The organism is Salinarimonas rosea DSM 21201, assembly GCF_000429045.1.
Classification (GTDB): Bacteria; Pseudomonadota; Alphaproteobacteria; order Rhizobiales; family Beijerinckiaceae; genus Salinarimonas; species Salinarimonas rosea.
Window position 1 is genome coordinate 75,734 of the sequence record NZ_AUBC01000018.1, and the last position, 21,974, is coordinate 97,707.

The following is a 21,974-nucleotide window of genomic DNA, read 5'->3' on the forward strand; positions in this document are numbered from 1 at the left end:
GACACGCGCCATGACCCGCAAGCCCATCCTCTTCCGGCTGATGGCGCCGCACATCGCGCCGGCGGTGCTCGCCCTCGTCGCGGCGGCGGCGCTGGTGCCGATCGCCAACCTCGTCTTCCCCGCCGATCATCCGCTCCACGTGCCGACGGGCACCGTGGTGCTGCTCGGCAAGTGGCTGACCTACGCGCTGCTCGCCGTCGCGCTGGACCTGGTCTGGGGCTATTGCGGCATCCTCTCGCTCGGCCACGGCGCGTTCTTCGCGCTGGGCGGCTACGCGATGGGCATGCACCTGATGCGCGAGATCGGCCCGCGCGGCGTCTACGGCCACCCGGTCCTGCCGGACTTCATGGTCTTCCTCAGCTTCGAGGAATTGCCCATCGCCTGGTGGGGGTTCGACGTCTTCGCCTGGGCCGCCTTCATGGCGCTGTTCGTGCCGGGGCTGCTCGCCTTCGTCTTCGGCTGGCTCGCCTTCCGCTCGCGGGTGACGGGGGTCTACCTCTCCATCATCACCCAGGCGGGCACCTACGCCCTGATGCTCGCCTTCTTCCGCAACGAGCTCGGCTTCGGCGGCAACAACGGGCTCACCGACTTCAAGGACGTGCTCGGCTTCTCGCTGCAGGCGGACGGGACGCGCGCGGCTCTGTTCGCGCTCTCGGCGCTGGCGCTCGCCGGCGGGCTCCTGCTGGCACAGGCGATCGTCACATCGAAGCTCGGGCTCGTGCTCGTCGCCATCCGCGACGCGGAGGCGCGCACGCGCTTCCTCGGCTACCGGGTCGAGCGCTTCAAGCTGTTCGTGTTCACGCTCTCGGCGATGATGGCGGGGCTCGCCGGGGCGCTCTACGTGCCGCAGGTCGGCATCATCAACCCGAGCGAATTCTCCCCCGCGAACTCCATCGAGGCGGTGGTCTGGGTCGCGGTCGGCGGGCGCGGGACGCTGTCGGGGGCGGCGCTCGGGGCGGTGCTGGTGAACTGGGCGAAGAGCTTCCTCACCGGCGCCTACCCGGAGGCCTGGCTGTTCGTGCTCGGCTTCCTGTTCGTCGCGGTGACCCTGTTCCTGCCCAAGGGCATCCTCGGCGCCCTGCGCAGCGTGCGGCTCGGCCGGCGCGCCCGCGCGGCGCAGGCGACGTCCGCGCAGCCGGCGGAGGTGCGCGGATGACGACGATCCTCGAGAAGCCCCGCGACGCCGCCCCGCGCACCACCGACGCGCTGCTCTACCTGGACGCGGTCGGCGTCTCCTTCGACGGCTTCAAGGCGCTCGACAACCTCTCCCTCGTGATCGAGCCCGGCGAGATGCGCGCCGTGATCGGCCCCAACGGCGCCGGCAAGACCACGATGATGGACGTGATCACCGGCAAGACGCGCCCCGACACGGGCACGGTCCTGCTCGGGGGCGTGCACGACCTCACGCGCCTCGACGAGGCGGCGATCGCCCAGCTCGGCATCGGCCGCAAGTTCCAGAAGCCGACCGTGTTCGAGATGGTCTCCGTGGAGGAGAACCTCGTCCTCGCGCTCGCGGGCCGGCGCGGCGTGCGCGCGACGCTGTTCCACCGCCGCAGCGCGGAGGAGGCGCGGCGGATCGCCGAGATCCTCGAGATCGTCAAGCTGGAGGACCGGCGCCCCGAGCCCGCCGGTGCGCTCTCGCACGGCCAGAAGCAATGGCTCGAGATCGGCATGCTGCTGGCGCAGGACCCGTCGCTGCTCCTCGTCGACGAGCCGGTCGCCGGCATGACCGACGCCGAGACCGAGATGACGGCCGATCTGCTGCGGCGCATCAACGTCGACCATACCGTCGTCGTGGTCGAGCACGACATGAGCTTCGTGCGTGCGCTCGGGGTCAAGGTCTCGGTCCTGCACGAGGGCTCCGTCCTCGCGGAGGGCTCGCTCGACCAGGTCTCGGCGGATCCGCGCGTGATCGAGGTCTATCTGGGACGGTGAGGGCCATGCTGGACGCGCGCGACATCGACCTGCACTACGGCGCGGCCCAGGCCCTGCGGGGCGTCGGGCTCACGGCCGAGCCGGGGCGGGTCACCTGCGTGATGGGCCGCAACGGGGTCGGCAAGACCTCGCTGATGCGGGCGCTCGTCGGCCAGGTGCGGCCGTCGGGCGGCTCGGTCCGGTGGCGCGGCGAGGACGTGACGCGGCTCGAGCCCTTCGCCCGCGCGCGCCGCGGCATCGCCTACGTGCCTCAAGGCCGCGAGATCTTCCCGCTGCTCACGGTGGAGGAGAACCTGCGCACCGGCTTCGCCGCGCTCGACGGGCGCGCGGAGAAGACCGTGCCCGAGGAGGTCTTCACGCTGTTCCCGGTGCTGAAGTCGATGCTGCGCCGGCGCGGGGGCGACCTCTCCGGTGGCCAGCAGCAGCAGCTCGCCATCGCCCGCGCGCTGGTGACGCGCCCCTCGCTGCTCATCCTCGACGAACCGACCGAGGGCATCCAGCCCTCGATCATCCAGGACATCGGCCGCGCCATCGAGACGCTGCGGGCGCGCGGCGACATGGCGATCGTGCTCGTCGAGCAGTATTTCGACTTCGCCGCGGCGCTGGCCGACGCGATCGTCGTGCTCGACCGCGGCGAGGTCGTGCTCTCCGGCGCGGCCTCGGCGCTCGACCGGGAGGCGGTGCGCCGGGCGGTGATGGTCTGAGCGCCCGCCGTCGTGGCGGGTTGGGCGGAGCGCGTCAAGGTTGACGCAAGGTTTCGGTGCTAGCGTCCGACTCGAGCATGCGCGAGCCGGCACACCCCCGCGCGTGCCCGAGAGGTGCGCCATGGCGGAGCACGAGCAAGAGCACGAGACGCCCACCACCCGCGAGAGACGCGGCGCCTCGACGACCTTCGTCGTCGCCGTGCGCTACGACACGCCGCCGGTCGAGGGGCTGGCGCCGGAAACGTGGTGCGTGGTCGAGGCGCACGCCGACGAGCGACGGGCCCTCGACGGCGCGCGGCTGATCTCCGGCTTCGTGGAGAGCGGCGGCGGGGCGGTGATCGTCGTCGCCGAGCGCGAAGAGGCGCCGCCACGCCTCGTCGAGACCTACGGCGAGGCCCCGATCGGCGACGGCATCGCCGCGCTCGCGCGCACGCCCGCATCGGTTCGCGCCGCCTTCGCCACGGCGATGAGCGAGTACTGGACCGCGGTGATCACGAGCCGCCCCAAGGAGCGCCGCACGGCGCCGAAGGCCCGCCGGCGCCCGGCCGTCCTCGGGAAGCCCGCCCTCCTCGGCGGGATCGCGGCCGCGGTCCTCGTCGTCGCGACCGTGGTCGCGCTGCGCCTGGCGGCGCCGCCCGAGCCGACCGCGACCGCGACCGCGCTCGACGACGCCGCCATCGCCTTCGAGCGCTCCGGCGGCTTCGTGATGATGCGCCCGAGCCCGACCGGGGAGACGACCTGGGCGGGAGAGGCGCTCTACCGGACCTACCGCGTCCACCCGGACGGGCGCCGCGAGTTCGTCGGCATGCGCCTCGCCGACGGCTCCGAGCCGACGGCCCCGCCGCCGCGCCCCTCCGGAGGGGGCGGGGGCGGCTCGGGCTTCGGCGGCGGCGCGCCGAGCGGCGGCGGCCTCAACCACCTGCGCACGATCTCCGAGAGCTTCCGGTAGGCGTGGCGGCGACGACGCGCGCTCCCGCGAACCAGCGCTTGCCTCGGGCGCGGCGGCGGCGCATGATCTCGTTCGAGTACGTACAAACTCGGGAGACACGCCGATGGCCGCCGAGGTCGCTTCCGGCCCCTTCGCGGGCAAGATCGTCATCCGCAATCTCGGCATCGTCCTCTCGGGCGATCTCGCGCGGCCGATCCTCGACGCGGACACGATCGTCGTCGTCGACGGGCGCATCGCCGGCGTCGGCCGCGCCGCCGACCTCGACTGCGACGATCCCGCGATGGAGGTCGACGCCGCCGGCTCCGCCGTCTGCCCCGGCCTGATCGATTCGCACTGCCACCCGGTCTTCGGCGACTGGACGCCGCGCCAGAACCAGCTCGGCTGGATCGAGATGGGCGTCAACGGCGGGGTGACGACGCTCCTCTCCGCCGGCGAGGTGCACCTGCCCGGCCGGCCGAAGGACGCCGCCGGCGTCGTCGCGCTCGCCATGACGGCGCAGCGCTGCTTTTCCAACTTCAAGCCCGCCGGGGCCAAGGTGATCGCCGGCGCGCCGGTGCCCGAGCTCGGCTTCGGCCGGGAGGTGTACGCGCAGCTCGCGGCGGCGGGCATCCGCCACATCGGCGAGATCGGGCTCGGCACCGTGGCCAAGGGCCCGGACGCGGCGCGCGTGACGGCCTGGTGCCGCGAGCTCGGGCTCGAATCGATCATGCACACCGGCGGGCCCTCGATCGCCGGCTCGCATTTCGTCGACCGCGACGACGTGCTGGAGGCCCAGCCGGACGTGGTGAGCCACATCAACGGCGGGCCGACGGCGATCGCGCTCGCCGACGTGCGCGTGCTGTGCGAGCGGGCGACGGGCGCCGTCGAGGTCGTCCACAACGGCAACGAGAAGGCCGCGCTCGCCTGCCTCGAGGCGGTCCGCGCGGGCGGGCGGCTCGCCGACATGCTGATCGGCACCGACGCGCCGGCGGGCTCCGGCGTGCAGCCCAACGGCATGCTGCGCATGATCACGCTGATGGCGAGCCTCGGCGGCCTGCCGGCCGAGCAGGCGATCTGCCTCGCCACCGGCAATGTCGCGAGGAAGCGCAAGCTCGCCGACGTCGGGCTGCTGGAGCCGGGGCGCTGCGCCGACCTCGTCTTCCTCGACCGGCCCGAGGCGTCCTCCGGCGAGGACGTGCTCGGCGCCATGGCGACGGGGGACATTCCCGGCATCGGCATGGTGATGATCGACGGCAACATCCGCGCGCGCCGCTCGCGCGCCACGCCGCCGGCCGCCCGCGCGCCGAGCGTCGCCTGACGCGTCCCGATCCGGAGGTATCCCGTCATGCCCGCGCAGATCCGCAAGATCGTCGTCGTCGTCGAGGAGACCCGCCGCGAGATGGGGCGCGAGATCGCCCCGCCGACCCGCCGCGCCGCCGCCGTCGCGATCATCGCCAACCCGTTCGCGGGGCGCTACGAGGAGGACCTCGAGGCACTGATGGCGATCGGCGAGGAGCTCGGCGATCTCCTCGGCCGCCGCGCCGTCGCGGCGCTCGGCGTCGCGCCCGCCGCGATCGAGAGCTACGGCAAGGCGGCGATGGTGGGGGAGAACGGCGAGCTCGAGCACGCCGCCGCGATCCTGCATCCACGGCTCGGCAAGCCGCTGCGCGCGGCGGTGGAGAAGGGCGCGGCGCTCGTGCCCTCCTCGAAGAAGATGGGCGGCCCCGGCCAGCCCCTCGACATCCCGCTCGGCCACAAGGACGCGGCCTATGTCCGTTCGCACTTCGACGGCATGGAGGTGCGGGTCAACGACGCGCCGCGGGCGGGCGAGATCATGGTCGCCGTCGCCGTCGCCGATTCCGGGCGCCCGCTGCCGCGGGTGGGCGGGCTGACGAAGGACGAGGTGAAGGGCGAGGACGGGCTGCGCTGAGGCGCGGCCTCAGCCCGCGAAGGCGCGCTCGACGACGAACTCCGCCGGGCGGGCGTTCGAGCCCTCCGTCAGGCCGGCGGCGAGGCAGAGCGCGCGGCAGTCGCGCAGCATCTCCATCGAGCCGCAGATCATGACCCGGTCCGTGCCCGCCGAGAACGGCGCCGTGCCGAGGTCGGAGAACAGGCGCCCGCTCTCGATCGCGGTCGTGATCCGCATCGGGCGCGGATGCGGCTCGCGCGTCACCGTCGTGTAGAGCCGCACGCGCCCGGCGGCGAGCTCGCTCACGAGCGGGTCCTCGGCGAGCCCCGCGACGATCTCCTCCGCGTAGCGCAGCTCGGCGGCGGTGCGGCAGGTCTGCGTGAGCACGACCTCCTCGAACTTCTCCCAGGTCTCGGGGTCGCGGACGAGGCTCGCGAAGGGCGCGACGCCGGTGCCGGTCGCGAGCATCCACAGCCGCCGGCCCGGCGCGAGCGCATCGAGCACGAGCGTGCCGGTGGGCTTCTTCTTCACCCACAGCCCGTCGCCGGGGACGATCTTCTGCAGGCGCTCGGTCAGCGGGCCGCCGGGGACCTTGATCGAGAAGAACTCGAGCGCGTCGTCCCAGTTGGGGCTCGCGATCGAGTAGGCGCGGAAGACGGGCTTCTCGCCACCGGGCAGTCCGATCATCACGAACTCGCCCGAGCGGAAGCGCAGGGATGCCGGTCGGGTCGTGCGGAACCGGAAGAGGCGGTCGGTGTAGTGCTCGACCTCGGTGACGGTCTCGAGGTGGCAGTCGGGGCGGTCCATGGCCTCGGCGGTGGCGGCGCGCATCGTCTCGTCTCCCGTGTCCGGCGCGACCATCGTGCCACGAAGTTTGTCCGTACACAAACAAGATTCACAGCGCGCCGCGGGCTCGGGCGCGCCGGCCGGGCCGGGCGCGCGGAGCGCCGGCCGCGGCACGCCTCGCCGGCCTCCCCGGATGGCGGATCGGCGGCCGAAACCCATACGGGACGGCGTTCTGCCGCGGATTCGAGCAGCATCCGCGCGGGCCGGCGGCAGCGCGAACGAAATTCCCTCACCCTGCGGAAAAGCGCTTGCCACGCGGTCGAGGGTCTGGAATGCTCCACCCTAGAATGGTCGTACACAGACGATCATCCGCCCCTCGACCGGGCATCCGGCCGGCGCAGGGGCGCGCTTCGAGGGTGCGCGATGAGCCGTTATCTTCGACCCGGGAGCATCGACGAGGCCGTGGGCCTCCTGTCCACGGATGCCGCCCTGCGGATCGTCGCCGGCGGCACCGACGTCTATCCGAGCCTCGGCGAGGCCGCCGCCCGCGCCGCCTTCCTCGACATCGTCCGCATCCCCGGCCTGCGCGGCATCACGCGCGAGAACGAGGCCTGGCGGATCGGCGCCGCGACGACCTGGAGCGACGTCGTGCGCGCGCCGCTGCCGGCCTTCTTCGACGGGCTGAAGCTGGCCGGACGCGAGGTCGGCGCGATCCAGATCCAGAACGCGGGCACGCTCGCGGGCAACGTCGTCAACGCCTCCCCGGCGGCGGACGGCACGGTGGCGCTGATGGCACTCGACGCCCGCGTCGAGATCGCCGGATCCGACGGCCGCCGGGTGATGCCGCTCGGCGACTTCGTCACCGGCGTGCGGAGCGTCGCCTTGAAGCCGGGCGAGATCGTCACCGCGCTGCTCGTGCCCGATCGTCCGGCGAAGAGCCGGTCCTCGTTCCTGAAGCTCGGCGCGCGGCGCTACCTCGTCATCTCGATCGCGATGGTCTCGGCCGTCGTCGATCTCGACGACGCGGGCATGATCGCCGAGGCGGGAATCGCGGTCGGCGCCTGCTCGCCGGTGGCGCGGCGTCTGCCGGCGCTGGAAGCGCGACTCGTCGGCGTCCCGCCGGCCCAGGCGGCGGACGTCGTGCTCGCGAGCGACGCGGACGTCCTCTCCCCCATCGACGACGTGCGCGCCCGCGCCGGCTACCGCCGCGACGCGGCGATCACGCTCGTGCGCCGCACCCTCGCCGCCTGCGCGGAGGCCGCCCGATGACCTCGCTGTCGAGCCGCGACACCGCCCTCGTCGATGCCGCCGAGCCGCGGGTCGGTTTCACCGTCGACGGCAAGCCGCACACGCTTCGCGTGCCGCCCACCGCCCGCCTCTCCGAGGTGCTGCGCGAGGGGCTGGGTATCGAGGGCGTCAAGGTCGGCTGCGACGCCGGCGATTGCGGGGCATGCACGGTGATCCTGGACGGCGAGGCGGTCTGCGCCTGCCTCGTGCCCGCCGCGCGCTGCGACGGCGTCGAGATCGTAACGGTCGAAGGGCTCGCCGAGGCCGGGCGACCGGGGCGGCTGCAGGAGGCGTTCTGGCGGCGCGGCGCGGCCCAGTGCGGCATCTGCACGCCCGGCATGCTGACGAGCGCCGAAGCGCTGCTGCGCAGGACCGCCAGCCCGACGCGGGCCGACGTCGAGGAGGCGCTCGCCGGCGTGCTCTGCCGCTGCACGGGCTACGCCAAGATCGTCGACGCCGTGCTCGATTGCGCGGCGGACGCGACAACCGCACCCGCCGTCGGGGCGGAGGTGGGTGCCGCCGTCGGCGCGCGGATCGATCGGCTCGACGGGCGCGCCAAGGTGATGGGCACGGACGCTTTCGGCGCGGACGCCTGGCCCGAGGGCACGCTCCTCGTGCGCGTGGTGCGCTCGCCGCACCACCACGCGGCCTTCGCGCTCGGCGATCTCGACGCGTGGCGCCGGGCGAACCCGGGCGTCGTCGCGGTGCTCACGGCCTCCGACATCCCCGGCCGCAACATCCACGGCGTGATCCCGCCCCTCGCCGACCAACCCGTCTTCGCCGAGCGCGTCGCGCGCTTCCGCGGCGAGGCGGTGGCGGCGATCGTCGGCGAGCGGGCGGCGATCCGCGCCCTCGACCTCGCGACCTTCCCGGTGACCTGGAGCGCGCTGGCGGCCGTGCTCACGCCCGACGATGCGCGCAGGCCCGACGCCCCCCTCGTCCACGAGACGCGCGCCGGCAACGTCCTCGTCCGCGGCCTCGTGCGCCGTGGCGACGCCGAGGCGGCGCTTTCGGACGCGGACGTCGTCGTCGAGGGCGCCTACACGACGGGCTTCGTCGAGCACGCCTACATCGAGCCGGAAGCCGGCTTCGCCCGGCGCGTCGGCGACCGCATCGAGGTCTTCGCCTGCACGCAGGCGCCGCACATGGACCGCGACGACCTCGCCGCCATCATGGCGCTGCCGCCGGACGCCGTGCGGATCATTCCCTCCGCGGTCGGCGGCGGCTTCGGATCGAAGCTCGACCTCTCGCTCCAGCCCTTCGTGGCGCTCGCCGCCTGGGTCACGGGGCGGCCCGCGGGCGTCGTCTACACGCGCCCCGAGTCGATGGCCTCGACCACGAAGCGCCACCCCTCCGCCATCACCGTGCGGATCGGCGCGAAGGCCGACGGCACGCTCCACGCCATGCGCTTCGAGGGCACCTTCAACACCGGCGCCTACGCCTCCTGGGGGCCCACCGTCGCGAACCGCGTGCCGGTCCACGCCTCAGGGCCCTACCTCGTGCCGCATTACGAGGCGCGCACGGCGGCGATCCACACCCACACCGTTCCGGCCGGCGCCTTCCGCGGCTTCGGCGTGCCGCAGGCGGCCGTGGCACAGGAGACGCTGCTCGACGAGCTCGCCGACGCGCTGGGCTTCGACCGGCTCGACTTCCGGATCCGGAACGCGTTGACCAACGGCGCGCCCACGGTGACGGGCCAGGTGTTCGCGCAGGGCGTCGGCATCCGCGCCTGCTTCGAGGCGCTCGTGCCGCATTGGCGGGAACGGCGCGCGGCGGCGCGGGCGTTCAACGCGACGGCCGGCGGCCCGTTGCGCCGCGGCGTCGGGGTCGCTGGCATGTGGTACGGCTGCGGCAACACCTCGATGTCGAACCCCTCGACCATCCGCGCCGGGCTCGGGCCGGACGGGCGGCTCGTGCTGCATCAGGGCGCCGTCGACATCGGGCAGGGCTCGAACACGGTCGTCGCGCAGATCTTCGCCGACGCGCTGGGCTTTCCGGTCGGTCAGGTCGCCCTCGTCGGGGCCGACACGGACCTGACACCCGACGCCGGCAAGACCAGCGCCTCGCGCCAGACCTTCGTCACCGGCGCCGCCGCGCTGCGCTCCGGGGCGGCGCTGCGCGAGACGCTGCTGCTTCGCCTCAACGCCGGTCCCGACGCCCGGCTCTCGCTCGACGGCACGATGCTGCGCGCCGACGATGGACGTCGCGATTCGGCGAGCCTCGATCTCGCCGGCCTCGAGCCGGACGCGCACGGCTTCGTCTTCGCAGCCGAGGAGACGTTCGACCCGCCGACGAGCCCGCTCGACGCCAACGGCCAGGGCGAGCCCTATGCCGCCTTCGGCTTCGGCGCACATCTCGCTGAGGTGGAGGTCGACGTCGAGCTCGGCCGCGTGCGGGTGCTCGCGCTGATCTGCGCCCACGACGTCGGCCGCGCCGTCAACCCGACGCTGATCGAGGGCCAGATCGAGGGCGGCTCGGCACAGGGGCTCGGCCTCGCCTTGATGGAGGAATACATCCCCGGCCGCACCGAGAACCTGCACGACTACCTGATCCCCACGGTCGGCGACATGCCGCGGGTCACCTCGATCCTTGTCGAGGAGGCGGACGCGCACGGCCCCTTCGGCGCCAAGGGCATCGGCGAGCAGGTACTGATCCCCACCGCGCCGGCGATCCTCAACGCGATCCGCGACGCGACGGGCGTGCTGATCCGCGACCTGCCGGCCACGCCCGGCAAGGTCCACGCCGCGCTCGCCGCGGCCCGTGCCGCGGGAGCCCGGCCATGACCCGTGAGGCCCCCGAGATCGACGGCGCCGGCACGGTCGCGCCGCCACCGCCGGGCAAGATCCGCTGCGACGCCTGCCCGGTGCTCTGCTACATCGCGGAGGGCCGCTCGGGCGCCTGCGACCGCTACGCCAATGTCGAGGGCGTCCTCACCCGCGTCGACCCGCTGGTGCTGCTGGAGAAGGCCGTCGAGCACGGCGATGCCGTGACGGCCTTCCTCGGAGAGGGTGCGGAGTGGGACGGGGCCCTGGCACCGTCGCCGTCGCGCTTCGTCACCGCCGTCGGCGCCGGGACGACGTACCCGGACTACAAGCCCGCGCCCTTCATCGTGTCCTCGCGGGTCGAGGGCGTCGACATGGTCACCGTCGTGACCGAGGGCATCTTCAGCTATTGCGGCGTCAAGGCGAAGATCGACACCGACCGGCATCTCGGCGCCGAGCGCGCCCTCGTGCGCTACGGCGGCGAGCCGATCGGGCACGTGACCACCGGCGAGTACGGCTCGCAGATGCTCTCGCTCGGCGGCGTCCACCACCTCACCGGCGGCTCCAAGAAGGAGGGCCGGATGACCTGCGAGGCGCTGCTGGCGCTGTGCAACAAGCAGGCGGTGGAGCTCGCCGTCGACGACGGCGTCTCGATCGTGGTGCAGGCCGGCGCGCCGCCGGTCATCGACGGGGTCGTCGAGCACCGCATGCGGGTGGGCTGCGGCTCGGCCGCCATCGGCATGTTCGCCAAGCAATGGTTCGAGCACGTCGACGAGGTCGTCGTCGTCGACGACCACATCACCGGCGTGCTCTCCGAGCACCAGGCCGGCAAGCTCCTCGACGTGCCGCCGACGGGGATCAAGCTGCGCGGCCGCCGCTCGACCCCCGGCCGCTATTTCCGCGTCGCCGAGCCGGGCTCCGGCTGGGGCGGCACGGACATCGAGGACCCGCTGACGATCCTGGAGTCGTTCGACCCGAAGGTGGCGCGTCCCGGTACGACCCTGCTCATGGTCTCGACCACCGGCGACCACGCCGCCTTCTTCGTCCTCGACGAGGCTCTGCGCCCCGTCGAGACGCCGATGCCCGATGCGGTGCGCGCCAGCGTCGAGCGGGTGCAGGAGAATTGCGAGCCGGCCCTGTGCTCGGTCCTGTTCATCGGCGGCGCCGGCGGCTCGTTGCGCGCGGGCGTCACCGAGAACCCCGTGCGGCTCACCCGCTCGGTGAAGGACGCCCTCACGCGCGTCACCAGCGGCGGGGCGGAGGTCTACGTCTGGCCGGGCGGCGGCATCACCTACATGGTCGACGTGACGCGCCTGCCCGAGAACGCCTTCGGCCATGTGCCGACGCCGGCGCTCGTCGCGCCGATCGAGTTCACCATGACGCTCGAGGACTACCGCGCGCTCGGCGGCTACATGGAGGCGGTGCGCCCGCTCTCTTCGCTCGGCGGGGTCGAGCGGCAGGTCGCCGTGCCCGCCGCCGACGGCGAGGCGTGGCCGATGGAAGCGCGGCATTTCCCGAAGGCGCGTTCGTCGAGGGCACGCGCCGGCCGGGGGCCCCGCTGATGCAGCGCGCCGCTCACCGCATCCTGCCGGACGGGCGGCGCCTGCACCTGCACCACGGGCCGATCGACATCGTGGCCGAGGCGTTCGGGCCGCAGGCGGCCGTCGCGATGGCGTATGCGCGAGCCGTCGCCCGCTTCGAGACGGTGCTGGACGAGCTCGTCGCGGAATTGCCCCTGCTGCGCCGCCCGGTCGTCGGAGGCGACGCACCGGTGACCGGGGAAACCGCCCGGATCATGTGGTGCGCGGCCGCGCGCTTCCGCCCGGCCTTCGTCACGCCGATGGCGGGCGTCGCGGGCGCCGTCGCCGAGACGGTGCTCGCGGCGACGACCGCGGACCCGGCGATCGCCCGCGCCTACGTCAACGACGGCGGGGACATCGCGCTCCACCTCGCGCCGGAGGCCGAGCCGCTCGGCGCCCACATCGCCGTCGATCCCGCCGCGCCGCGGAGCCCGGGCGATCTCGTCGTCGCCGCCGGCTCGCCCATCCGCGGCATCGCCACCAGCGGCCGGCACGGGCGCAGCCATTCCCTCGGCATCGCCGACAGCGTCACCGTGGTGGCGTCGTCCGCGGCCGTCGCCGACGTCGCCGCGACGCTCGTCGCCAACGCCGTCGACCTGCCCGGCCACCCCGCGGTGCGGCGCGCACCCGCCTCGACGCTTTCGCCGGATTCCGACCTCGGCGAGCGGCTCGTCACCGTCGGCGTCGGGCCTCTGTCGTCGAAAGAGGTCGAATCGGCCCTCGACGCGGGCGAGCGAATGGCCGATGACTACGTCGCGGCGGGGCTGATCGCGGGCGCGCTCGTCGTGCTGGGCGGCGTCGTGCGCGTGGTGGGACACCCGCCGCTCCGGTGGATCGACAACGAGAAGACGAACAGGGGGATGCCGCCATGGCCGAGATCGCCGTCCGCAAGGACGTCCTGATCATCGAGGAGATCCGGCACGAGGGCGGCCCGCCCGCCTCGCAGCCGCTGAAGAAGGGCGCGATCCTCACCGTGATCGCGAACCCCTTCGCGGGCGCCTATGCGCCGGACATCGCGGGCTTCATGGACGACCTGAAGCCGCTGGGCGTCGCCATGGCGATGAAGCTCATCGACGCGCTCGGCGGCGACCCGAAGGCGATCCAGGGCTACGGCAAGGGCGCCATCGTCGGCGTCGCCGGCGAGATCGAGCACGGCGCGCTCTGGCACGTGCCGGGCGGCTACGCCATGCGCGAGGCGCTGGGCGGCGCGCTCGCCATCGTGCCGTCGACGAAGAAGGTCGGCGCCGCCGGGGCGCGGCTCGACGTGCCGATCACCCATGTCGACGCCTCCTACGTGCGCTCGCATTTCGACGCGATGGAGGTCGGCGTGCCGGACGCGCCACGTCCGGACGAGCTCGCCTACGTGCTCGTGATGACCACCGGCGGGCGCGTCCACGCCCGCATCGGCGGGCTGACGCCCGAGGGCATCACGGTGCGCGACGGCCAACGCTGATCGACGACGCCTCCGCAGCGCGGCGTGTCGGCAGAGGAACCCGCGAAGAGAACAGCGGCATCGAGACGAGAACGGGAGCAGGACCATGAAGCATCTCACCAGCACGGCGATCGCCGTCGTCCTCGCGACGGTCGGCCTCGCCGGGGGCGCGCAGGCGCAGGCGCAGCGCGAGTTCCGAATCGGCATGATCACACCGCCGGCGCACGTCTGGAACCAGGAGGCGGCGGCCCTCGGCGAGACGCTCTCCGAGCTCTCGGACGGGCGATTCTCGATCGCGGTCTTCCCCTCGGGGCAGCTCGGCAACGAATCGACCATGCTCCAGCAGCTCCAGACCGGCGCCCTCGACATGGCCTGGCTCACCACCGCCGAGGTGACGACCCGCGTGCCGGACATCGCCGCGCTGCATGCGCCGTTCCTCGTCGAGGACATCGAGGGCGCGGCCGCGATCCTGCGCAGCGAGCCCGCGCAGGAGATGCTGGAGAAGCTCCCCGCCGCGACCGGCACGGTCGGGCCGTGCTTCGCCATGACCGGCATGCGCCAGCTCCTCACCCGCCAGCCGATCGAGGATGTCGGCGACCTCGCCGGCAAGCGCTTCCGCATCACGCCGGCGCCCGCGATCCGCACCTTCTTCGAGCTGCTCGACGCCGCCCCGGCGCCGATGCCGCTCACCCAGGTCTACGACGCGCTCGCCAACGGGCAGATCGACGCGATCGACATGGACTTCGAGTCGATCATCAACTTCCGCTACTACGAGCATGCCCCGTTCATGATGGTGACGAACCACCACATGTTCGGCATGGTGGCGCTCGTCTCCGGCCGCGTCTGGGCCGGCCTCCCGCCGGAGGACCAGGCGATCGTGCGCGAGGCGGTGCAGACGCATTGCGACCGCATCATCGACCGCTTCGTCGCCGAGGAGGACGACAAGCTCGCGCGGCTCGAGGACGTCGACGGGCTGACCATCGTCAAGGACGTCGGCCCCGAGTTCTTCGGCGACGTCGTCGCGCGCTGGGATGCGATGTGGGCCGAGCAGACGCCCTACGTCGCGCGCCTGCGCGAGCTCGCCGCCGGGCTCTGAGCCAGTCACGGATCGGATCGCCCGCCCCGCGGCGGGCGATCGCCCCGACGGAGCCGAGGAGGAGCCGCCCGTGCCGACCGCGACCGCCGTGCGCCGCCTGTCCGATCTCCTGGCGCGCCTCGACAGGCTGTTCCTGATCGGCCTCGTCGCGGGCATGGCGCTCCTCGTCTCCGCGAACGTGGCGCTTCGTCTCGGCGGCGTCGTCCTGGCCTGGGCGGACGAGATCGCCGTCTACATGATGATCATGACCGGGTTCGTGGGCGCCTCGCTGATGCTGCGCGCGCGCAGCGACCCGTCGGTGAACCTCCTCCAGGAGGTGGTCTCGCCCGGTGCCGCCCGGCTCCTGCGGATCGTCGTCGCGATCGTCGCCCTCGCCTTCGGCGTCTTCCTGTTCTGGACCTGCTGGCGCTGGTTCGACCTGCCGCGCCTCGCCGCCGCCGGCTTCGACGTCTCCGCCTTCGAGGGCGCGACGTTCAACTTCATCTACACCGAGGTGACGCCGGTGCTGGGCATGCCCAAGGCGGTCTTCTTCCTCATCGTCCCCTGGTTCGCCCTCACCGCGACCGTCCACGCCGCGACGAACCTGATGGAGGAGCTCGGCCTCGTCGAGCCCCTCGTCGGCGGCGAGGACGCGATCGTCGGCGAAGGCTGAAGACCCCGAGGAGCGCGTATCCCTCCATGACCGCGACACGCCCATGACCGCCGCCGTCTTCCTCGTCCTGCTCGTGCTGGGCGTGCCGATCGGCCTCGTCCTGTGCTGGGCCGCGGTGGCGTTCATCTACGGCTCGGGGAACGCCGTCCTCCTCGATTCCTACCCGCTCCAGCTGTTCCAGAGCCTCGACAATTTCGGCCTGCTCGCCATCCCGCTCTTCATCCTGATCGGCGAGATCATGAACGCGGCGGGCATCACGACCCGGCTCGTGCGGCTGGCCGCCGCCTTCGTCGGCGCGGTGAAGGGCGGGCTCGCCTACGTCAACCTTCTCGCCAACATGCTGGTCGCCTCGATCCTCGGCTCCGCCACGGCGCAGATCGCCATGATGAGCCAGGTGATGGTGCCCGAGATGACGAAGGCGGGCTACGACAAGGGGCTGGCCGTCGGCATCACCGCCTTCGGCGGCCTGCTCGGGCCGATCATCCCGCCCTCGATCGTCTTCGTCGTCTACGCCGTGCTGGCGCAGGTCGCGGTGCGCGACATGCTGGTGGCGGGGATCATCCCCGGCCTGATGCTGTCTGGCCTGTTCCTGGGCACGATCGCCTTCCTGGGGCGCAAGTACGCCTACCCGCGCGGTGAGGCGCTGCCCTGGAGCGCCCGCCTGCGCGCCGTGCTCGAGGCCCTGCCGATGCTCGCCATCCCCGGCGTCATCGTCGGCACCATCGTCGGCGGCGTGGCCTCGCCCACCGAGAGCGCCGCCATCGGCGCGGTGCTCGCGACGCTGATCGGGCTCCTCTACACCCGCAAGCTGCGGCTTGCCGACTTCCCGAAGATCCTGGTCCGCACGGGGCTCAACACCGCGCTGGTCCTCTTCCTCGTGGCGGCGGCGGGCGTGTTCTCCTGGGTGCTCGTCTTCGGCCAGGTGCCGCAGACCGCGGCCGGGTACATCCAGGACATCGCGACGACGCCGACGGCGTTCATGCTCCTCGTGCTGGTCGCGCTCCTGGTGATCGGCACCGTCATCGACGGCATCCCGGGCCTGATCATGGTCGTGCCGATCCTCCTGCCGATCGCGACCGAGGTCTACGGCATCGACCCGCTGCACTTCGGCGTCTTCGTCTCGGTCAACCTGATCCTCGGCCTGCTCTCGCCCCCCGTCGGCATCGGTCTCTACGTCGCCGCGAGCGTCTCGGGGGTGAGCGCGATGCGCGTCTTCGCCGTGACGATCCCCTTCTTCCTCGTGAGCTGCGTCGCGCTCGTGCTGCTCGCGCTGTTCCCTTGGCTGTCGCTGGCGCTGCTCTGATCGCGGCCCCCGATCCAGGCTAGCCCAGCCGCTTGAGCAACCGCACCAGCGTCGCCTGCTCCGTGCGCGAGAGCGGCGCCAGCGTCATCCGGGTGATCTCGCTCGCCATCGGCAGCACGCGCCCGATCGTGCGACGGCCCTCCGCCGTGAGCTGGACGAGGTGCATGCGCCGATCCTCCGGCGCGGGCACCTTCTCGACGAGCCCGCGCTCGACGAGCCGCACGACGACGCCGTTGATCGTGGAATTGTCCATCGCCGCCTGCCGCCCCAGCGAGTTCTGCGAGGCGGGGCCGACCTCGTTGAGCTTCGCCATCACCGCGAATTGCTGCGCCGTGAGGCTTTCGGGCATGTGCGCGGCGAAGATGCTGAGGTGGCGCTGATGGGCCTTGCGGATGAGGAAGCCGATCTGAGACTCGAGGACGTAGGGGCGCTTGCGCGCCGGCCTGGCCGCCGCGTCCTGCGCCTCGGCGGCGGGCGCGGGCGCCGCATCCGCCGGGGCCGGCGTCTTCCTCGCGCGCGCTGCCATCCCCCGTCCCTTTCCTGGCTCGAGCCGACCGCCCGCGCCTGACGCGGGCTCCCCCGCAATACACGCCCGACGCCGGAAGGAAAACTCGCGTACGCGCATGCCGTCCCGTCGTCGAAGCGTCGTCGAGCGGCCGCAGGAAGAGCGGCGCTGGGGCTCGTGCAGCACGGACGGCACGCCGGCTCGTGCACCTCGTCGACGGGTCGCGGCGCGCCGCCGGCCAACGGCGGCGGACGACGCGTGCGAGGCCGACGCGGCGCCGACCCGCAGTGGCGGCATCCGCTCCCCTCGCAAGCGTGGCACCGGATGGCCAACGCGGATTCCGGCTGCATGGACGACGGGCCGAGCGTCACGCTCGAGCTTGCATCAAATCACGTTGGCGCACGCCATTCCGATTCGATCCTGGCGTTCACACCGATTTATGCTGTTGCTATTTCAGCACACTGCCTCCGTGTGCGTGTAGAACGCGGTGTTATTACTGCGACAGAACGTCGCGGCTTGTGTCGCTTACATTCCTCCACGTCTTTTTACGTTTGTGGCGAAAGCTACTTTTAATTGTAATCCACATATATATAGATTTCCGTCCGACGCGCGCCCACGTCGAGACATCCCGGAGGATGCAGGCGGAGGAAGCCGTATCCACACACGTTCCTCGTGTATTCCGCTACTTGCCGTCCTTCCGCAGGGCCGATTATCTCGCCGTAGACGCGAACGAATTGCAGAGCGGCCGACCGCAGGGAATCGGCCGCCGATCTCGAAGTACGAACGCAAGGGAGCTAGTGTCCGACATCGCCAGGAGCGCAATAAGGGAAAAAGAATGTCCGCGACGACAATAAAAACTAAGAGTAGAAGATCGCATGGACTGCGATCTTCTCTCAAAACGTCGAGTCCTTCTCTTCTGCCGTCGGCTCCGGTCAAGACCGGACGCCTTTCGCGGGCGTCGCGCTCCCACGCGAAGTCGCTCGCCGAGACGATCGATCGCTTCTTTCGCGAGGCGACCGTGAAGAAGGGTACGCGCCGGACCTATCGCTCCAACGCGAAGAACTGGCTGTCTGCTTTTCCGCTCCTGCGCCTCCACGAGATCGACAGGTCGACGCTCGCGCTCTTCGTGTCGCGACGCAAGGATCAGGGTGTCTGCGACACGACCATCCGCCGCGATATCGCCTTTCTCGGGACGGTCTGCTCGATGGCGATCTCGTGGGGATGGCTCGAGGCGAACCCGATCACGGCGCTGAGCAAGAAGTTCTTGAAGGAGGCGCCACCGCGCACGCGCTTCCTGACGCGCCGCGAGTTCGAGCGGCTGCATGCGGCGGCGTCGGAGACGCTCAAGCCGCAGCTCGTCCTGGCTGTCGAGACGGGGATGCGCAAGGAGGAGCTGCTCTCACTGACGCTCGACGCGATCGACCTGCGCCGGCGCGAGATCCACCTCCAGGAGACGAAGACCAACTCGCCGCGCCGGGTGCCGCTCTCGGATGCGGCGATCGCGACGATCTCGGATTTGATCGCGAGGCCCGGGCGGCCGTCGTCGCGCTTCCTGTTCTGCAAGCCCGACGGGACGCGCATCCTCTGCAACAAGAAGGGCTTTCGCGCCGCCTGCGAGCGCGCCGCCATCGCCGATTTCCGCTTCCACGACCTGCGCCACACGTTCGCATCGTGGTGGGTGCAATCCGGCGGGGACCTGTACAAGCTCAGCCGCGTGCTGGGGCACCGCACGCTGCAGATGAGCGCGCGATATGGGCACCTGCGGACCGACGATCTCCACGAGGAGATGCGGAAGGTGGAGGGGCGGCGGGGGTGACGCTGGAGTATTGGCAGGCGGGCTGGGCGTCTCGGAAACGAGAGAAGCCCCGGCATCAGGCCGGGGCTTCGAAAGATCTGCGGGTACCGATCAGAAGTCGCGCTGGATGCGCAGACGGCCGACCCAACGGGAACCCTCGTCATCGATGAGGTTGTTCGCGGCGGTCCAGTTGTTCAGCTGGACCGGGATGTCGGTGTCGACCTGAGTGTAGACGACGTCGGCGCGGAACAAGAGGCCGGTAACCGGGCGCCAGTTGAGAGCGGTGCCGAGCTGCCACCAGGTGTAATCCTGAGTGCTGTTGTTGGCGACGCTCGCCGGAACAGCGGCACGGAACCACTCGTTCTCGACCTCGCCGTAAGCGCCCTGGATGTCCTGCCAGAAGGCCGGGGTCCAGAAGTGGCGGAAGCCAGCCGCGACCGACCAGGCTTGCGTGGTGTCGAGCGACGTCACGCCGTTCACGGTGTTCGCATTCGCGTCACGCGCCCGCAGCCCGAACTCGGACACGGTCGTCGGCGGATTGACATAGTCGACCGCGCCGTCGGCGTATGTCGCCTGCAGCCAGAGAGCGTCGCCAGCGGCGATCATCGGCAGGCGAATGTTGACGCCGGCGCCGATCGCCCAACCCATCTCGTCGTCGACGGCGACCGGCTGGTTGTGACGAACCTGGTGCAGGGCACCCATGACCTGGGCAGAGCCCCAAGCCTGGGCCACGTTCAGGTTGGCGACAAGGTCCGGCAGCTCCTGGCCGCCATAGCCGAGCGGCACCTGACCGGCCGGAATCAGAGCCGTATTGTCGCCGATGCCCTCACGACGGGTGACGCCGTTCTCGATCGACACGGTAGCCGAGAAGCCCGAGCCGAAGGTCGCAGTATAGGCCAGAACCTCGGTCGACGGATCGGACACACCGTTGTTGACCGACATCATGTTCCCACCCCAGAAGGAGAAGAACGACGTGATGCGGCCTGCGGTCAGACCAGCGAACTGGATGAATGCCTGGTCGAGCGCGGCGCCCTGCCCCTGCGAGGAAGCGGTCCAGGTCCGCTCGTTGGTGGTCGCGGAGTTAGCCGCCCACCCGGCGGAGCCACGCGTCAGCGAGCTATCGGCATTGATGCGGATGAAAGAGCGCAGCGTGCCGTACTCGGTCGGGGTGCGGGCGTCGAACGCGATCGAGCCGCGCGCGAAGAACTCGACGTCGTCCTCACGACGATCGATCGTGCGTTCGTCCTGCTCCTGGAAGCGATAGTCCACCCGAACATACCCGGAGATCTGCAGGCAGGTCTCCGTGCCGGGGATCACGAAGAAGCCCGTGCCGCCGATCGGGGCGTTCGGGCAGGTGCGGACGTAGTCGACCGGCGCCGCGGCGCGGACCGGAAGATCGGCAGTCGTCGGCGCCTCCGGCGACGGCTTCCGCCGGGCGGAGTTCGCCTCGGCGCGAGGGCTTGAAACCACACCGCGAACGGGTCATTGGAGGCGGCGTGCGCCGCCCGGAGGGGCCGCGTCGCCCACGCCGGGAGAGCCTCATGACCGCCACCCTCATCGACGGCAAGGCCTACGCCGCCGGCCTGCGCGCCCGCGTGGCGGAGGACGTCCGCGGCCTCGCGACGCGGGGCGTCGTGCCCGGCCTCGCGGTGGTGCTCGTGGGCGAGGACGCGGCGAGCCAGGTCTACGTGCGCAACAAGGCGGCGCAGACGGTGGAGGCGGGGATGCGCTCCTTCCAGCACCGCCTGCCGGCCTCGACGGGCCAGGCCGAACTGCTCGCGCTCGTCGCCACGCTCAACGCCGACCCGGCCGTCGACGGCATCCTGGTGCAGCTGCCGCTGCCGCCGCAGATCGACGCGCAGGCGGTGATCGAGGCGATCGTGCCGGAGAAGGACGTGGACGGCTTCCACCCGGTCAACGTCGGGCGCCTCGCCACCGGCATGCCGGGCCTCGTGCCGTGCACGCCGCTCGGCGCCGCGATGCTGATCTCGTCCGTGCGCACCGACATCGCCGGCCTCGAGGCGGTGGTGATCGGGCGCTCGAACATCGTCGGCAAGCCCATGGCGCAGCTCCTGCTCCAGCGCTCCGCGACGGTGACGATCGCCCATTCGCGCACCCGCGATCTCGCCGCCGTCTGCCGGCGCGCGGACGTCCTCGTCGCCGCGGTCGGGCGTCCGGAGATGGTGCGCGGGGACTGGATCAAGCCGGGCGCGATCGTCGTCGACGTCGGCATCAACCGGGTGGCGAACCCGGAGGCGGGCGCGGGCAAGACGCGCCTCGTGGGCGACGTCGCCTTCGCCGAGGCCGCCGCGGTGGCGGGCGCGATCACGCCGGTGCCGGGCGGCGTCGGCCCGATGACGATCGCCTGCCTGCTCGCGAACACGCTGCAGGCGGCCAGATCCCGACGCGGGATGTGAGGTCTCCGAACGCGAGAAGGCCGCCCGGAGGCGGCCTTCCCACATGCGTCGCCGAAACGGCGGAGATCGTGCGCGCGAGCCTCGCTCAGGCGACCTTCTTGCGGCCGCGGCCGCGGGCCGGCGCCGGGGCGGCCTCGGGCTCCGCCTTGCGGCGCTGCGCGCCGAGGCCCATCGCCTTGGCGAGCTCGGAACGGGCGCTGGCGTAGTTCGGCGCGACCATCGGGTAGTCCGCCGGCAGGCCCCACTTCGCGCGGTACTGGTCGGGAGTCATGTCGTACTTCGTGCGCAGGTGGCGCTTGAGCGACTTGAACTTCTTCCCGTCCTCCAGGCAGATGATGTAGTCCGGCGTGATCGACTTCTTGATCGGCACGGCGGGGACGGGCGCCTCGACCGGCTGCTCCGTCGCACCGGTGGCGACCTTGGTCAGCGCGCCGTGCACGGCATCGATCAGGCCGGGCAGCTCCGCCGTCGGCAGCGAGTTGTTGCTCACGTAGGCCGAGACGATCTCCGCGGCGAGCTCGATGTAGTTGTTCGGTTGAGTCGTGTCGCTCATTGAGCCGGTCCTAATCTCGTGACAAGGGATCGAGAGCGAGCGGAGCTGCATGCGGCGTGTCACCGAACACCGAATCGCGATCCCGCTCACGCGTCGTCTATGACGTCAGGTCTTTCAGGTACGTGAGTTTCATCCTCGCGACAAGTCCTCTGCGAATCAAAAACAGTTCATCTCACGGTAAGGCCCGGCCGCTCATCCCGGGGACGCTTGCGGCAACGGTGCCACGCCGCTCACGGCAAGAATAAGGCCCGGTGGACAAGCTTCGGTAATCCTTGGCGCGCCGTGGCTCGACGCGGCTCTCTGCGCATTCGATGGCTGCGCCGTCGCGCC

20 protein-coding genes are annotated in these 21,974 nt (G+C 71.6%); 16 read left to right on the forward strand and 4 right to left on the reverse strand.

Annotated features, from left to right (window positions below; translation table 11 throughout):
• The first annotated feature begins 40 nt into the window (after window positions 1-40).
• From urtC to G407_RS0115100, 6 genes are all read left to right on the forward strand, one after another.
• Window positions 41-1,156, forward strand: coding sequence for an urea ABC transporter permease subunit UrtC (urtC, locus tag G407_RS0115075; RefSeq protein ID WP_052341431.1), 1,116 nt, complete (start codon window positions 41-43; stop codon window positions 1,154-1,156).
• A complete protein-coding gene (urtD, locus tag G407_RS0115080; RefSeq protein WP_052341420.1) occupies window positions 1,153-1,935 on the forward strand; it encodes an urea ABC transporter ATP-binding protein UrtD in 783 nt (260 codons plus the stop codon). Before urtC ends, urtD begins: the two co-directional genes overlap by 4 nt.
• 5 nt (window positions 1,936-1,940) lie before the next feature.
• Window positions 1,941-2,639 (forward strand): urea ABC transporter ATP-binding subunit UrtE, encoded by a 699-nt coding sequence (gene urtE, locus G407_RS0115085; RefSeq protein WP_029031482.1) that lies wholly within the window; start codon window positions 1,941-1,943, stop codon window positions 2,637-2,639.
• Between the two features lie 121 nt (window positions 2,640-2,760).
• A complete protein-coding gene (locus G407_RS0115090) occupies window positions 2,761-3,588 on the forward strand; it encodes a hypothetical protein (protein WP_029031483.1) in 828 nt (275 codons plus the stop codon).
• A gap of 103 nt (window positions 3,589-3,691) precedes the next feature.
• On the forward strand, window positions 3,692-4,885 hold the full coding sequence (locus G407_RS0115095; protein WP_029031484.1) for an amidohydrolase family protein: 1,194 nt from the start codon (window positions 3,692-3,694) through the stop codon (window positions 4,883-4,885).
• Window positions 4,886-4,912: 27 nt separating this feature from the next.
• Window positions 4,913-5,497: an amino acid synthesis family protein gene (locus G407_RS0115100; RefSeq protein ID WP_029031485.1), complete on the forward strand. Its 585-nt coding sequence runs from the start codon at window positions 4,913-4,915 to the stop codon at window positions 5,495-5,497.
• A 9-nt stretch (window positions 5,498-5,506) separates the two neighbouring features.
• Here G407_RS0115100 and G407_RS0115105 read toward each other — a convergent pair whose 3' ends face one another.
• Window positions 5,507-6,307 (reverse strand): ferredoxin--NADP reductase, encoded by an 801-nt coding sequence (locus G407_RS0115105; RefSeq protein ID WP_043539922.1) that lies wholly within the window; start codon window positions 6,305-6,307, stop codon window positions 5,507-5,509.
• Window positions 6,308-6,685: 378 nt separating this feature from the next.
• On the opposite strand from G407_RS0115105, the gene G407_RS0115110 reads away from it, so the two are divergent.
• The 8 genes from G407_RS0115110 to G407_RS0115145 all read left to right on the forward strand — a co-directional run bounded on the left by G407_RS0115110 (window position 6,686) and on the right by G407_RS0115145 (window position 16,374).
• Window positions 6,686-7,531, forward strand: a complete 846-nt coding sequence (locus G407_RS0115110; RefSeq protein ID WP_029031487.1) for an FAD binding domain-containing protein — start codon at window positions 6,686-6,688, stop codon at window positions 7,529-7,531.
• Entirely contained in the window at window positions 7,528-10,332 is a 2,805-nt protein-coding gene (locus G407_RS0115115) for a molybdopterin-dependent oxidoreductase (protein WP_029031488.1), read from the forward strand. The genes G407_RS0115110 and G407_RS0115115 overlap by 4 nt, the downstream gene beginning before the upstream one ends.
• Window positions 10,329-11,873 (forward strand): hypothetical protein, encoded by a 1,545-nt coding sequence (locus G407_RS27955; RefSeq protein WP_052341421.1) that lies wholly within the window; start codon window positions 10,329-10,331, stop codon window positions 11,871-11,873. Before G407_RS0115115 ends, G407_RS27955 begins: the two co-directional genes overlap by 4 nt.
• Window positions 11,873-12,793: a UPF0280 family protein gene (locus tag G407_RS0115125; RefSeq protein ID WP_029031489.1), complete on the forward strand. Its 921-nt coding sequence runs from the start codon at window positions 11,873-11,875 to the stop codon at window positions 12,791-12,793. The genes G407_RS27955 and G407_RS0115125 overlap by 1 nt, the downstream gene beginning before the upstream one ends.
• Window positions 12,760-13,344, forward strand: coding sequence for an amino acid synthesis family protein (locus G407_RS0115130; RefSeq protein ID WP_029031490.1), 585 nt, complete (start codon window positions 12,760-12,762; stop codon window positions 13,342-13,344). The genes G407_RS0115125 and G407_RS0115130 overlap by 34 nt, the downstream gene beginning before the upstream one ends.
• An 85-nt stretch (window positions 13,345-13,429) precedes the next feature.
• Window positions 13,430-14,419, forward strand: a complete 990-nt coding sequence (locus G407_RS0115135; RefSeq protein ID WP_029031491.1) for a TRAP transporter substrate-binding protein — start codon at window positions 13,430-13,432, stop codon at window positions 14,417-14,419.
• A 70-nt stretch (window positions 14,420-14,489) separates the two neighbouring features.
• Window positions 14,490-15,071: a TRAP transporter small permease gene (locus G407_RS27960; RefSeq protein ID WP_043539895.1), complete on the forward strand. Its 582-nt coding sequence runs from the start codon at window positions 14,490-14,492 to the stop codon at window positions 15,069-15,071.
• 43 nt (window positions 15,072-15,114) lie between these two features.
• A complete protein-coding gene (locus tag G407_RS0115145; RefSeq protein ID WP_029031492.1) occupies window positions 15,115-16,374 on the forward strand; it encodes a TRAP transporter large permease in 1,260 nt (419 codons plus the stop codon).
• A gap of 19 nt (window positions 16,375-16,393) precedes the next feature.
• Here the strand turns inward: G407_RS0115145 and G407_RS27965 are convergent, their stop codons facing one another.
• The gene (locus G407_RS27965; RefSeq protein ID WP_084327558.1) at window positions 16,394-16,900 is read right to left on the reverse strand and encodes a MarR family winged helix-turn-helix transcriptional regulator; all 507 of its coding nucleotides are present in this window, start codon (window positions 16,898-16,900) and stop codon (window positions 16,394-16,396) included.
• Window positions 16,901-17,897: 997 nt separating this feature from the next.
• Here G407_RS27965 and G407_RS27970 point away from each other — a divergent pair.
• Window positions 17,898-18,695, forward strand: a complete 798-nt coding sequence (locus G407_RS27970) for a tyrosine-type recombinase/integrase (protein WP_052341422.1) — start codon at window positions 17,898-17,900, stop codon at window positions 18,693-18,695.
• A 90-nt stretch (window positions 18,696-18,785) separates the two neighbouring features.
• On the opposite strand, the gene G407_RS27975 is transcribed toward G407_RS27970, so the two are convergent.
• Window positions 18,786-20,144, reverse strand: a complete 1,359-nt coding sequence (locus G407_RS27975) for a porin (RefSeq protein WP_052341423.1) — start codon at window positions 20,142-20,144, stop codon at window positions 18,786-18,788.
• 71 nt (window positions 20,145-20,215) lie between these two features.
• On the opposite strand from G407_RS27975, the gene folD reads away from it, so the two are divergent.
• Window positions 20,216-21,091: a bifunctional methylenetetrahydrofolate dehydrogenase/methenyltetrahydrofolate cyclohydrolase FolD gene (gene folD, locus G407_RS0115165; RefSeq protein ID WP_029031493.1), complete on the forward strand. Its 876-nt coding sequence runs from the start codon at window positions 20,216-20,218 to the stop codon at window positions 21,089-21,091.
• An 85-nt stretch (window positions 21,092-21,176) separates the two neighbouring features.
• Here the strand turns inward: folD and G407_RS0115170 are convergent, their stop codons facing one another.
• Complete coding sequence (locus G407_RS0115170) at window positions 21,177-21,644, reverse strand: Ros/MucR family transcriptional regulator (RefSeq protein WP_029031494.1); 468 nt, start codon at window positions 21,642-21,644, stop codon at window positions 21,177-21,179.
• Window positions 21,645-21,974 lie beyond the last annotated feature (330 nt).